Annotated in this window: 13 protein-coding genes; 6 read left to right on the plus strand and 7 right to left on the minus strand. The window is 62.8% G+C overall.

All coding sequences use genetic code 11. The features are described 5' to 3' along the window. The first annotated feature begins 16 nt into the window (after positions 1 to 16). Positions 17 to 310, plus strand: coding sequence for a DUF1330 domain-containing protein (locus JN279_RS27445; protein ID WP_096456447.1), 294 nt, complete (start codon positions 17 to 19; stop codon positions 308 to 310). 5 nt (positions 311 to 315) lie between these two features. Here JN279_RS27445 and gmk read toward each other — a convergent pair whose 3' ends face one another. The 7 genes from gmk to fabD all read right to left on the minus strand — a co-directional run bounded on the left by gmk (position 316) and on the right by fabD (position 6888). Beyond that, complete coding sequence (gene gmk, locus JN279_RS27450) at positions 316 to 972, minus strand: guanylate kinase (RefSeq protein WP_027053294.1); 657 nt, start codon at positions 970 to 972, stop codon at positions 316 to 318. Between the two features lie 21 nt (positions 973 to 993). Then, the gene (locus tag JN279_RS27455; RefSeq protein WP_096456445.1) at positions 994 to 1884 is read right to left on the minus strand and encodes a YicC/YloC family endoribonuclease; all 891 of its coding nucleotides are present in this window, start codon (positions 1882 to 1884) and stop codon (positions 994 to 996) included. A gap of 157 nt (positions 1885 to 2041) precedes the next feature. Beyond that, entirely contained in the window at positions 2042 to 3307 is a 1266-nt protein-coding gene (gene mltG / locus JN279_RS27460; protein ID WP_096456443.1) for an endolytic transglycosylase MltG, read from the minus strand. A 102-nt stretch (positions 3308 to 3409) separates the two neighbouring features. Continuing rightward, positions 3410 to 4672, minus strand: a complete 1263-nt coding sequence (gene fabF / locus JN279_RS27465; RefSeq protein WP_096456441.1) for a beta-ketoacyl-ACP synthase II — start codon at positions 4670 to 4672, stop codon at positions 3410 to 3412. A gap of 34 nt (positions 4673 to 4706) precedes the next feature. Continuing rightward, the gene (locus JN279_RS27470) at positions 4707 to 4943 is read right to left on the minus strand and encodes an acyl carrier protein (protein ID WP_006203723.1); all 237 of its coding nucleotides are present in this window, start codon (positions 4941 to 4943) and stop codon (positions 4707 to 4709) included. 199 nt (positions 4944 to 5142) lie between these two features. Then, positions 5143 to 5880 carry a 3-oxoacyl-[acyl-carrier-protein] reductase gene (gene fabG / locus JN279_RS27475; RefSeq protein ID WP_202350728.1) on the minus strand — a complete coding sequence of 246 codons (738 nt, stop codon included), beginning with the start codon at positions 5878 to 5880 and terminating at the stop codon, positions 5143 to 5145. 60 nt (positions 5881 to 5940) lie between these two features. Then, a complete protein-coding gene (fabD, locus tag JN279_RS27480; RefSeq protein WP_202350729.1) occupies positions 5941 to 6888 on the minus strand; it encodes an ACP S-malonyltransferase in 948 nt (315 codons plus the stop codon). Positions 6889 to 7133: 245 nt separating this feature from the next. Between fabD and JN279_RS27485 the strand changes: the two genes are divergently transcribed. The 5 genes from JN279_RS27485 (at position 7134) to rplI (ending at position 13061) form a co-directional block, all read left to right on the plus strand. Further along, positions 7134 to 9095, plus strand: a complete 1962-nt coding sequence (locus JN279_RS27485; protein WP_202350730.1) for an LTA synthase family protein — start codon at positions 7134 to 7136, stop codon at positions 9093 to 9095. Between the two features lie 360 nt (positions 9096 to 9455). Continuing rightward, positions 9456 to 11132: a hypothetical protein gene (locus tag JN279_RS27490; protein ID WP_202350731.1), complete on the plus strand. Its 1677-nt coding sequence runs from the start codon at positions 9456 to 9458 to the stop codon at positions 11130 to 11132. 378 nt (positions 11133 to 11510) lie between these two features. After that, a complete protein-coding gene (gene rpsF, locus JN279_RS27495; RefSeq protein ID WP_010915168.1) occupies positions 11511 to 12011 on the plus strand; it encodes a 30S ribosomal protein S6 in 501 nt (166 codons plus the stop codon). Then, positions 12011 to 12259, plus strand: coding sequence for a 30S ribosomal protein S18 (rpsR, locus tag JN279_RS27500; protein ID WP_006203718.1), 249 nt, complete (start codon positions 12011 to 12013; stop codon positions 12257 to 12259). Before rpsF ends, rpsR begins: the two co-directional genes overlap by 1 nt. Before the next feature lie 217 nt (positions 12260 to 12476). Further along, complete coding sequence (gene rplI, locus JN279_RS27505) at positions 12477 to 13061, plus strand: 50S ribosomal protein L9 (RefSeq protein ID WP_010915167.1); 585 nt, start codon at positions 12477 to 12479, stop codon at positions 13059 to 13061. Positions 13062 to 13128 lie beyond the last annotated feature (67 nt).

A 13128-nucleotide genomic window follows, 5' to 3' on the forward strand; every position in this document is an offset into this window, starting at 1 on the left:
CTGCCGGAGAAGCCAAATGCCTGCCTATATCATTTCCGATGTCACGATCCGCGACCAAGAGGCATTCCAGACGTACCGCTCGCGTGCCGCGGCTTCCATCGCCCACTATGGTGGACGCTACCTCGTACGCGGCGGCCAAGTGGAGACGCTGGAGGGAGAGTGGCATCCCACACCGCTGATCGTCGTCGAATTTCCTGATATTGAGCAGGCACGGCGCTGGTACGCATCGGCCGAGTATGCTGCAGCACTGGATGTGCGCGACGCCGCGCTCAGCCGACATCTGATCCTGGCCGACGGCATGGCGCCCTGAGCCGGTTAGACGGTCTTCTCGTCCAGCAAACCGGAGACGAAATCGAACAGACCGGGCCGGCGGTCGCGCCGCAATCGTTCGGCGACGACGATGCCGCGCACTTCGGCGAAGGCGCGGTCGAGATCGTCATTGACGATGACGAAATCGTATTCCTTCCAGTGCTCGATCTCGTTGCGGGCGTTCTTCAGCCGCGTCTCGATCACCGCTTCCTGGTCCTCGGCGCGACGCTTCAGCCGCGCCTTCAATTCCTTCATCGACGGCGGCAGGATGAAGATCGAAACGATGTCGGCGCGCATCTTCTCCTTGAGCTGCTGTGCGCCTTGCCAGTCGATGTCGAAAAGCATGTCGCGGCCTTGCGCCAGCGCCAGTTCGGCGGGCTCGCGCGGTGTCGCATAGCAATTGCCATGCACCTCCGCCCACTCGAGCAGCGCATCGGAATCGCGCAGCCGCTCGAACTCGCGCATGGTGCGGAAATGGTAGTGAACACCCTCGATCTCCGAGCCGCGGCGCGGCCTTGTGGTGACCGAGACCGACAGTTCGAGGCTGGAATCGCTTTCCAGGAGGTTGCGCGCGATCGTCGACTTGCCGGCGCCCGATGGCGACGACAGCACAAGCATCAGCCCCCGGCGGCGGATGCGGGAACCCAAATCCCTGGGAACCATCGGTTCCTTGGCAACCATCGGCTACTCCAGATTCTGGACCTGTTCACGAAACTGGTCGACCACGGCCTTCAGCTCCAGCCCGATCGCTGTGACGGCTGCGGCGTTCGACTTCGAGCACAACGTATTCGATTCGCGGTTAAATTCCTGTGCCAGAAAATCGAGCTTGCGGCCGATGGGGCCGCCGCCCCCAAGCAGGGTCCGGCCAGATGCGACATGCGTTTTCAGCCGGTCGATCTCTTCGCGAATATCAGCCTTGGTGGCGAGGAACGCCGCCTCCATGTGCAGCCGGCTCGCATCCAGATTGGCGGAAGCGTCCATCAGCAGCCTGACCTGCTCGGCGATGCGTTCACGGATCGCCGCCGTCTCGCGTGACGGATCCGCCTCCGCGCGCAGCGTCAGTGCCTCGATGGCGTCGATATGGCCGGACAGCAGCAAAGCCAGGGCCGCACCCTCGCCTTGCCTTGCCTGCTCCAGCCCTTTCAGCGCCACGTCGAGCGCAGCCATGATGGCGGTGTCGAGCGCGGCGCGCGCCTCTTCGGTTTCCACGGTTTCAGGAATGTCGAGCACGCCACGCAGCGACAGCAACCCGTCAGCCGTCGCGGCAGCAACGCCGAATTGTTCCTGCAGCCGCTTGGCGAGACCCGCAAGGTCTTTCAGAAACGCCTCGTTGACGACGGGTTGCGCCTGCGCACCGGCGGCGCGGCCGATGGTCAGCGTCGCCTGGAAATTGCCTCGGGCGAAACGCTTCTGCAGCGTTTGCCTCACCGCCGGCTCCAGCCGTTCGAAACCCTGCGGCAGCCGCAGCCGCACCTCGACGCTCTTGCCGTTGACGGACTTGACCTCCCAGGCGATCGAGGTGCCGTCATGTTCGGCGACGGCACGCGCAAATCCGGTCATGCTCTGCAAATTCATGTCGCCTGCACACCCCTGGCGCATCACCCCAAACCAGCTTTCCGGACAGGGGCAAGTGCCGCTTAAAAATGACCACGCCGTGGGTGCGTCGAAATCGGACGCGTGGCGTTTCTTTCAAATGTCAGGCTGCCGCGTTCCGGGCAACGCCTTTTTTATCTTACTGGGCATCGCCCGCATCGCCGCCGGCATCGCCAGTGTCGCCACCGGTGCCGTCGCTGCCATCGGCAGGCTTGTCGCCAGCAGGCTTGTCGGCAGCGCCATTGGTACCAGCGGCAGCAGCCTTGGCCGCGTCATCGGCCTGCTTCTTCTGCAGCGCACGATAACGGGCGACGTTCTCATTGTGCTCGTCGAGCGTCGCGGCAAAAACATGCCCGCCGGTGCCGTCGGCGACGAAATAAAGATCGTCGGTCTTCGACGGATTGGCCACGGCCTCGAGCGCGGCACGGCCCGGATTGGCGATAGGCGTCGGCGGCAGACCATTGATCACATAGGTGTTGTAGGGCGTCTGCTTCTGGATATCCGACTGGTAGATCGGGCGGTCGGCGGGCTTTCCCTTGCCGCCGAACAGACCATAGATGATGGTCGGATCGGATTGCAGGCGCATGCCCTTGGCCAACCGGTTGAGGAAGACGGCGGCGACGCGCGAACGCTCATCACCCCTGCCGGTTTCCTTCTCGACAATGGAAGCCAAGGTGACGAAGTCCTCGATATTGGCGAGCGGCAGGTCCGGCGCGCGCCGCTGCCATACCTCGTCGACCAGCTTCTTCTGATCTGCCACCAGCTTGTCGATCATCTGCTGGCGCGTCGCGCCGCGCGTGAAGCGCAGCGTGTCGGTGGCAAGGCTGCCCTCGGGGGGCGTTTTCGCCGGCATGTCGCCGCTCAAGGCGGGTTCGTCGGCGATACGCTGCAGGGCCTGGTCAACCGTCAGCCCTTCCGGAATGGTCAGCGAATACATCACCGACTTGCCGCTCTTCAGAAGCTCCATGATGTCGCGCATGGATGCCCGGGGCTTGATCTCATATTCGCCGGCCTTGAGCGCCGAATCGTTGCCGAAGGCACGCACGCCAAGGCGGAAGACGCGGGCGTCGCTGATCAGTCCGCGGCGCTCAAGCTGGTCGGCGATGTCCGCGACGCCGGTGTTCGGCTTGACCAGGAAGGTGTCGCCATTGGCCGAGGGACCAGCTTCTGTGAATTCCTGCTTGCCGAAGTAAAGCGCCGCGCCCGCCGCCAGAACCATCAGCATCACCAAGGAGATAACGAAGTTCATGAACACGACGACCTGGCTGCGCGAAGCGCGCGAGCGCTTCGGCGGCGGCGTTCCGGCTTCCGGCCGCAAGGCCTCGCTGGCTGTCTTCGGCACGATCGGCCCGGTGTTCGCCGGCCTTTGCCCGAATTCTCCGTTGCCCGACGGATTTGTGTTCATCTTGCCCTACCGTTTGATCGCCCAACGAATCCCCTGCGGCAGAGTAGGGGCGAATATGGCAAAATTGACGGCACGCCGAAGCTTCGTCCGGCAGCCGGACGATCAGCCATTGTAGCGCTGGAACACAAGCGAGGCGTTGGTGCCGCCAAAACCAAAGGAATTGGACAACGCCACGTCGATCTGGCGGGAGCGAGGCTTGTTCGGCACCAGGTCGATCGCGGTTTCGCGCTCGGGGTTGTCGAGGTTGATGGTCGCCGGCGCGACGTTGTCCCTGATCGCGAGGATCGAAAAGATCGCTTCGGCGGCACCCGCCGCGCCCAGAAGATGGCCGATCGACGACTTGGTCGACGACATCGAAATCTTCGACGCGGCATTGCCGACAAGCCGCTCGACCGCGCCGAGCTCGATCGTGTCGGCCATGGTCGAAGTGCCGTGCGCGTTGATGTAGTCGATATCCGCGGGCGTAAGCTTGGCCCGGTTCAACGCCGCAGTCATGCAACGGAAAGCCCCGTCGCCATCCTCCGCGGGTGCGGTGATGTGATAGGCATCGCCGGTGAGGCCGTAGCCGGTTACCTCGGCATAAATCTTGGCGCCGCGCGCCTTGGCGTGCTCGAGTTCTTCCAGCACCACAACACCGGCGCCCTCGCCCATGACGAAGCCGTCGCGGTCGCGGTCATAGGGACGCGACGCCGTCTGCGGCGCGTCATTGCGGTCGGTCGACAGAGCCCGGCAAGCGGCAAAGCCAGCGATCGACAGCCGCGTCACCGGCGCTTCGGCGCCACCGGCGACCATGACGTCGGCATCGCCCCACATGATCAGCCGGGCCGCATCGCCAATGGCGTGCGCGCCGGTCGAACAGGCCGTGACGACGGCATGGTTCGGGCCTTTCAGCCCGTGCCGGATCGAAACCTGGCCGGAGACGAGATTGATGATCTGGCCCGGAATGAAGAAGGGGCTGATGCGGCGCGGACCGCGCTCCTTGAGGATCATCGCGTTCTCGGCGATGCCCTCGATGCCGCCAATACCCGAACCGATGAGCACGCCGGTGGCGCATTGCTCTTCGTGGGTTTTGGGCTCCCAGCCGGAATCCTTCAGCGCCTCGTCGGCGGCGGCAATCCCGTACAGGATGAAGTCGCCGATCTTGCGCAATTCCTTCGGCTCGAGCACGGCCTCGGGATTGAAGGTGGCATTGCTGCCGTCACCACGCGGGACGACGTGGGCGATCTTGCAGGCAAGATCCTCCACCTCGAACTCGGTGATGCGTTTGGCGGCGCTGCGGCCGGTCAGAAGTTCCTTCCAGCTGTGCTCAAAGCCCATGCCGAACGGCGACAACAACCCAAGGCCCGTGACGACGACACGCCTCATCGCAGGTCCTCCCCGGTGATGACTGCTGAAAGCGTCAGGCCGAAGCCTTGTCGATGTACTTAACCGCGTCGCCGACGGTCAGGATGGTCTCGGCCGCGTCGTCGGGAATCTCGACGCCGAATTCTTCTTCGAACGCCATGACGAGTTCGACCGTGTCGAGGCTGTCGGCGCCCAGATCATCGATGAAGCTCGCCTGCTCCGTCACTTTGTCGGCATCGACGCCAAGGTGCTCGATGACGATCTTCTTGACGCGCTCTGCGGTGTCACTCATTTGGGGCATCCTCGTCTTTTGTTTGTCTGTCTTCGTTAGCGGGCAGAATGCCGCTAATCAAGCTGAAAGATGGTCCTGCCGGAAACGCAACGGCTACAGACCGGTTTTTGCCCGAACCGCCGGGTTGCGGGCCGCATTACACGAAAAATGGCGGAGGTCCAAGGCGAAATGGTCTCTTTTCACAGCCCCGCTGTATCCGTCAAATCATGGCCATGCCGCCGTTGACATGGATGGTCTGGCCGGTGACGTAGGCGGCCTCGTTGGAGGCGAGGTAGGCAACGGCGGACGCCACTTCAACGCTCGTGCCCATGCGGCGCGTCGGAATCGCCGCCATGATCGCCTCTTTCTGCTTGTCGTTGAGCTTGTCGGTCATCGCCGATTCGATGAAGCCCGGGGCGACGCAGTTGACGGTGATGTTGCGGGTAGCGATTTCCTGCGCCAGGGATTTGGAGAAGCCGATCATGCCGGCCTTGGAGGCGCAGTAATTGGTCTGGCCGGGATTGCCGGTTACGCCGACCACCGAGGTGATATTGATGATGCGGCCATGGCGGCGGCGCATCATCGGATGGGTGAGTTCGCGGGTCAGCCTGAACACAGCAGTCAGGTTGACCTCCATCACCGTATCCCAGTCGGCGTCCGACATGCGCACGAACAGCCCGTCCTTGGTGATGCCGGCATTGTTGACCAGGATATCGACACCTTCGAGCTCGGCCTCCGCCTTCTGGCCAAGCGCCTTGACCTCATCGCGGTTCGACAGGTTGGCCGGGAACAGTTTGACCCGATCGCCGAGTTCGCCTGCCAAAGTCTCCAGTTTCTCGACGCGGGTGCCATGCAGCCCAACGATGGCGCCTTGCGCATGCAGCACGCGGGCAATCGCCTCGCCGATGCCTCCCGATGCGCCGGTGACGAGCGCCTTGCGGCCGGTCAGTTCGAACATTTTCGTCTCCTGATCTGAGGGAAACACCCTTCACACGGGTGGGGTCAAATCGCCAGTGGATTATGCAAGTGCGGCCAGCGCCGCCTCGACATCGGCCGATGTGCCGACCGACGCGGTAGCGATGTCGCGGTTTATACGCCGTGCCAGGCTCGACAGCACCTTGCCGGCGCCGATCTCGTAAAGCGTTGCAACGCCATTGGCGCCGAACCATTCCACAGTTTCACGCCAGCGCACGCGGCCGGTTATCTGCTCGACCAAGCGCCGCGCGATCTCGTCGGGATCGCCGGTCGGGGTCACGGTGACGTTGGACAGCACGGGCACCGCCGGTGCATGCTTCGCCACACCGGCGAGAGCCTCGCGCATGACGTTCGCCGCCGGCGCCATCAGCGCCGAATGGAAGGGCGCCGAGACCTGCAGCATCAGCGCCCGCTTGGCGCCCTTTTCGGTGCACAGTTTCGCCGCAAGTTCGACCGCGGCCTTGGCGCCGGAGATGACCAGCTGGCCGCCGCCATTGTCGTTGGCGATCTGGCAGACCTTGCCAGCCCCTTGCGCGGCCTCGGTGCAAGCGGCTTCGACATCCGCCTGCTCCAGTCCGATGATCGCCGCCATGGCGCCCTCGCCGGCCGGCACCGCCGCCTGCATGGCGTTGCCGCGGATGCGCAGCAGCCGGGCGGCATCGGCAACGGAAACAAAACCGGCGGCGGCTAGGGCTGAATATTCGCCCAGCGAATGGCCGGCGACATAGGCGACCTTGTCCTTCAGCGAAAAACCGCGCGCTTCCAGCGCCCTGACCGCCGCCAGCGACACCGCCATCAGCGCCGGCTGCGCGTTGGCCGTCAGCGTCAAGGTTTCTTCCGGACCTTCCCAGATCAACTTCGACAGGTTTTCGCCGAGCGCGTCGTCGACTTCCTGGAAGACCCTGCGCGCCTCGGGAAAGGCGTCGGCGAGATCCTTGCCCATGCCGACAGCCTGGCTGCCTTGTCCCGGAAAGGTGAATGCGACGGCCATGCGAGGGCTCCCGAAGACTGGTTTTACTTGCCTGATAACACGAATTTTCCCTGCCTGTGGCGCAAGGCAGGCCGCCAAGTCAAGCCCGGTTCAACCCGGTGCCAGCTTCGAGCCGTGCGCCGAGTGCCTGTTCCAAAAGGCTTTTTGGCGATCACTCCTGATGAAAACCGCTCACGAATCGTTTGCTGGCTCTTCTTATTTCCGCCACAGGCGCTAGCTTTGCGTGACAATTATATGACAATCGCATGACTTGGGTTGTCGCCGGGTGGGAAGTTAAAGTGGCAAAGAGTTCGAAACGCGCCAGCAAAGCTGCGCCGCAATTCCTGGAAGACGATCCGTCCACCGGCTATCTGCCGGGCCGGAGATGGCCGGTCGTCCGCTATGGGCTGATCAGCCTGGCGATCTCGGCCATCCTGGTGTTTGCCATTGAATTGATCGTGCGCGGTGACGTTGCCGGCACCGTTTCCTTCTTCCTGCAGCCGCTCAAGCCGGGCTGGACGACCATCGTCGTCTTTGCGCTTATCCTCATCGGTCTCGATGCCGTGCTCGGACGCAGCCATCAAAGCCTGATGATCGTCGCACCCTTGACCTTGTCACTGGCTTTTGTCGGCCACCAGAAATCGCATTATCTCGGCGATCCGCTCTACCCGACGGATTTCCTCTACTCCCGCCAGATCGTCGCCCTGCTGCCGCTGCTGGTGCGTGACCGGCCGATGACCGCGCTCGCCATGGTCATCGGCATCGTCGCCGGCCTGTCGCTGCTCGTCTATGGCTGGCGGCTGTGGCGCCGCAGGGTTCCCGCACTCAGCCACAAGGGCCGCCTTGCCCGTCTGACGCTGGCGGTGCCGCTGCTCGCCTTCTTCGTCTCGATCATGGACTACGCCACCTTCTCCTGGACCAGGGACCGGCTGCAGATCATCCCGATCATGTGGGACCAGAAGGAAAACTACGCCTCCAACGGCTTTGCGCTCGCCTTCGCGCTCAACGTGCCGATGGCGCATGTCTCGGCACCGCCCGGCTACTCCGACAAGGCGATCGCGGCGATCGACCGGCCGCAGATTGCCGCTTCAGTGCCCGAAGAAAAGCCCGACATCATCGTCGTCATGAGCGAGTCCTTCTGGGATCCGACCAAGCTGCCCGGCGTCACCATCACGCCGGATCCCATTCCCACCGTGCGGGCGTTGCGTTCCGGTTCGATGTTCTCGCCTGAATTCGGTGGCATGACCGCAAACATCGAATTCGAGGCGCTGACCGGTTTTTCCAACGCCTTCCTGCCCGCCGGCAGCATTCCCTACCAGCAATATGTGCGTACGCCGACGCCTTCGATGGCGACCTTCCTGAAGAGCGAGGGTTATCAGGCGCGCGCCATCCATCCAGGCACCAACTGGTTCTGGAACCGCGGCGCGGTCTATGCAGATTTCGGTTTCAACGATTTCAAGTCGGAAGAGACGCTGCCGCCGATGGAAAAGCGCGGACCGCTGGCGTCGGACGCGGCGATGACGGACGAGATCATCCGTGAAGCCGACGCCAGCGACGACCCGGTGTTCTTCTTCGCGGTCAGCCTGCAGAACCATGGCCCCTATGAACCGAACCGCTATTACAACCCGACCCACGCGGTGCAGGCGCCGATCAGCCAGTGGGCGCGCGATTCGCTGCTGAGCTATGCGGAGGGTTCAGCCGACGCGGACCGCGGCCTTGAACGGCTGATCGAGTGGGCCAAGAAGCGCTCCCGCCCCACCGTCATCGCCTTTTTCGGCGACCACCTGCCGCCGCTGGGGCCGGTCTATGTCGAAACCGGCTTCCTGAAGGACAATGTCGCACCACGTAAGGAAGCAACACCGCAAGACGCACTGGAGCATCATCAGACGCCACTGATCATCTGGTCGAACCGCTCCGGTCCGGTCGAGAACCTTGGCGCGGTGAGCCCGGCCTTCCTGCCCTATCATATCCTCACCACCGCGGGGATTACCCATCCCTATTACACGGGTTTTCTGGGTGAGATGCGTCAACACTACCGCGTCGTCGACCGCAACCTGCTGCTGACGCCGGCCGGCGAGGCCACGCCCGACTGGTCACGTCAGAAGGAGATCGACCCGGCGATCCGCGATTTCCGGCTCATCCAGTACGACATGATGTTCGGCAAACGCCAAGCCGCGCCCGACTTCTTCCCCGAGACGGTCGACAAGGTCGTCGCCCATACGAGTTGAGCCGGCCGCGCGTCGCGATCACACCGCCATTGCGGTCATTTCGCGCCGCCGGCATTCTTCGATGCCTCGCGCTTTTCGACCACGAAATCGGCGAACGCGAGCAGCAGGCTTGCAAAAAATCCTCCTCGAACCTGATACCAGGCGTCAAGTCGCGCTTGAAGGTCATCGGTTGACCCGTCGCGGACCTTTCCGTTCCCCTTCCCACAAGCCCTGAAGTTTCGTGTCCGCCGGTTCCCCCGTGTCAGCCAACCCGGCGCCTCTCACGATTTCCGACCGAGCACCAATGAGGCAGGGCGAGGACATCCACCCCCAGTCGCCTGCTTGTACGAATTGTTCAGACACAGATAGTAGCTACAACTTATGCGTTCGTACTTCCCAGTCTCGCTCGTCTTCTTTGCCGTGACCCTGGCCGTTTTCGCGCTTCAGGCTATTCCGGTCACCGGCATCTTCCTCATGTTCGCACTGGCGATGTTCTGGTCGGTATTCCTGGTCAACGCTGGAATGATCGGGATTGCAGCCGAGGTCGCGTTCGGCAGAGTGCCGCGGGGGTGGTTGCTGTTGCCGCTGGCATTCTACGGCGGCTATTTTGCATCGGCCGCCCATGATCACATGGTGCTGCATTTGCTTTCGGCCGCGTATGATGCCGCCAACGCGCGCGCTGCTATTCCATTCGATGCCAACCGCCAGTCGCTGGTTTTCACCAATGATGGAGATTCTGGTGGCTGGCTCACGCAAAACTATGCCCTGCCCATGGCATTTTCCGCCAACTCCAACTTTCCTGAAGGATATCTGTCCGATCGGATAGCGGAGGCCGCCGTCTGCACCAAGGTCAGAGAAACACCCGCGCTGCGCGCCAGCTTCGTGCATGCGTTCGGATTTCACGATGGAGACACTGTCGGCGAGCAGCGAATGGAGAACCGCTTCTGCGCGCTGTCAATGCCCGAACGGCCGGAGCTTCCTCAGGTCGAAGTGACGCGGCGGGAGGAGAAGGTTTCTCTATCAAGATTGCCAGCAACCCGTGTCACGACGACCATCCGGATGCCGGATGGACAGCGTTTCCAGCTTCTTGGAGGAGTGGCGGCGCCTCTGAGCTGGATACCCCTGCCGATAATAGGCTGCGGGGTGAACTTTTCAGGCGCAAGGTGGGATTGTGCGGCCCGGTTCTGGCGCCAGGACCTTACGCCCCTCGTTTCGGGCAATACGCGATACCGCCGGGATACAATGGTGCTTGCCCGGGCTTTGGGCTTGAAGCCTGTCACTATTGAAGAGCGCAAAGGCGGCGACCCTGCGGTCGTGCTGGCGAAGATGGCGACGGTCGAGGACGAGACGCTGACACGCCAACTGGCGAACATCGATGCCATGATCGATAATCCCGTTGCCAAGGGCCTCGATTGGCAGGTTGACGCGGTGACCACCCATCCTGGGGCCTTGGCCACTCGCGCCGATGCAATCATGGCCGGGCTGGAACGTGCGGCGGCGTTCATCGGCAAGGACCAGTACCGGGCGCGTGAAAGCGGCCTGATACTTGCCCGGCTGCTTGCCGCCATGCCTCACGAGAGGTTCGTCGGATTTGGCCCTCGCCTCCTTGCCCTCTACTCGAGGGCTGATGACAAACATTGGCTGTGGGAGGCAGGGGCCCTGCTCAGGCGACTGGGCGACCTCGGCACTGAAGCGCTACCCTATCTTGTCAATGCTCGAGCGTTGGCCCCGTCAGTTGACCAGGCCGGAATCGAGGGGCTTTGCCGCGTCGGTTCGGCTGGCCGCTCCGTTGCCGAACCAGTGCTCATTTCAATGTGGAACGGATCGCGTGACGGAATCGGCTGGAATACCCGCGTAGCCATGTTCGTTGCCATGCTTCGGATAGGGATTTCACCGCCGTTGTTGACTCAGGACAAGCCCAGCGATCTCGCCAGGCTGCAAGCTGAATGGACCGACATCTCACCCCAGTCCCCGTCGAGGGTCTGCGCAATCGCCGCCGAACGACAGGCACGACGCGAAGAGAAGGCTGGTGGTCAGCGCCGGGCAAACCTCGACTGAACGTTCTGCGTGCTATACCAGCGTCCGGCGCGACCTGCAGGAAGCGGTCGACCGTTGGCGGACGTTGGCGTTTTTTCCACTGCTGCGACACCGTGGAAACGTGCCATAGCCCGGCCGCCCTTGCCTTCCCTATGGATTGCTGTATAGACGCCCGCAATCTGCCGGTCCCAGCTGGGGGCTGAACGGAGGGCCGGAGGTTTTATCAAAAGCCTTCGTGTGAAGCCGGAAGTGCTTCCGCCTCCCGTGTCTCCGCTCTCGACCGTCTCGTCATGCTCCTTTCTTCCCCGCCCCTTTAACCGGGACCAGCGGGTCAGAGAAGTTGCAGAGGCTTTTGCCGCCGGGAACCGGGAGAGAAACGAAGAAAGGCACGAAGACATAATGGCTCTTTACGAACATGTGTTTCTTGCCCGGCAGGACCTCTCGCAGCAGCAGGTCGATGCGCTTGTCGAACAGTACAAGGGCGTCATCTCAGCGAATGGCGGGTCCGTCGGCCGGGTCGAGAACTGGGGACTGAAGTCCCTCACCTACCGGGTCAACAAGAACCGGAAGGCATACTACACGCTCATGGACCTCAACTGCCCGCCGGCAGCGCTCAACGAGATGGAGCGCCAGATGGGTCTGTCCGAGGACGTCCTGCGTTTCCTGACCATCAAGGTCGAGGCGCATGAGGAAGGTCCGTCGGCCATGATGCAGAAGCGCGAAGAGCGCTCCGAGCGCGGCAGCTTCGGTGACCGCGACCGTGGCGATCGTGGCCCGCGTTCGTTCGGCGACCGTGATCGCGGCGACCGTGGCGATCGTCCGCCGCGTTCGTTCGGCGACGCCGGTGGCGATCGTGGTCCGCGCCGTCCGCGCGAAGGCTTTGAAGGGGGTGCAGAATAATGGTCGACATCAACCAGATCCCGACCCGGCGCCCGTTCCATCGTCGCCGCAAGACCTGCCCGTTCTCCGGCGCCAACGCACCCAAGATCGACTACAAGGACGTGCGTCTGCTGCAGCGCTACATTTCCGAGCGCGGCAAGATCGTGCCGTCGCGCATCACCGCCGTCAGCCAGAAGAAGCAGCGTGAACTCGCCAAGGCGATCAAGCGCGCCCGCTTCCTCGGCCTGCTGCCCTACGTGGTCCGCTAATTCTCTCGAACGGGCGGTTCGCCGCCCGTTCCTTTCACCGGCCATGACGGGCGTGACCGGTTAAGCCATCAAATCCCGAGTTGAGGTCAAAACCTCTAACTGCCGCGACAGGCAGGACAGCGACACCGGCGGCAACGCCCCTTTTGCTTCCTGACCTGTTCCAGAGAATTCGGCGCCGGCCTTCATGGACGGACGCCCAACCAAAAGGAACAAAACCATGGAAGTCATTCTTCTCGAACGCGTTTCCCGCCTCGGCCAGATGGGCGATACCGTCAAGGTCAAGGACGGCTTTGCCCGTAATTTCCTGCTGCCGCAGGGCAAGGCACTGCGCGCCAACGAAGCCAACAAGAAGAAGTTCGAAGGCCAGCGCGCCCAGCTCGAAGCCCGCAATCTCGAGCGCAAGTCGGAAGCCAGCCAGGTCGCCGAAAAGCTCGACGGCAAGAGCTTCATCGCGGTGCGCTCCGCGGGTGAAACCGGCCAGCTCTACGGCTCGGTGTCGACGCGCGACATCGCCGAATTGCTGACCGCGGAAGGTTTTTCGGTCAACCGCAACCAGATCCTGCTCAACCAGCCGATCAAGACCATCGGTCTCACCAATGTGGCGATCGCGCTGCATCCGGAAGTCGAAGTCACCGTCACGCTCAACATCGCCCGCACGGCCGACGAAGCCGAGCGCCAGGCCAAGGGCGAGACGCTGACCACCGCCGAAGCCATCTATGGCGACGACATCAACGACAATGCGCGGCCGGAAAACTTCTTCGATCCGAACGCCGAGTTCGACGGCGGCGAAGACAACGCCTGATCGCATAAGACAAGCGAGGGAGCGGCGCTCCGATCACTTTGTCTTAATCCAGCCGTTCTGGACCAAT

Source organism: Mesorhizobium sp. 113-1-2, assembly GCF_016756475.1.
GTDB classification, from domain to species: domain Bacteria; phylum Pseudomonadota; class Alphaproteobacteria; order Rhizobiales; family Rhizobiaceae; genus Mesorhizobium; species Mesorhizobium loti_C.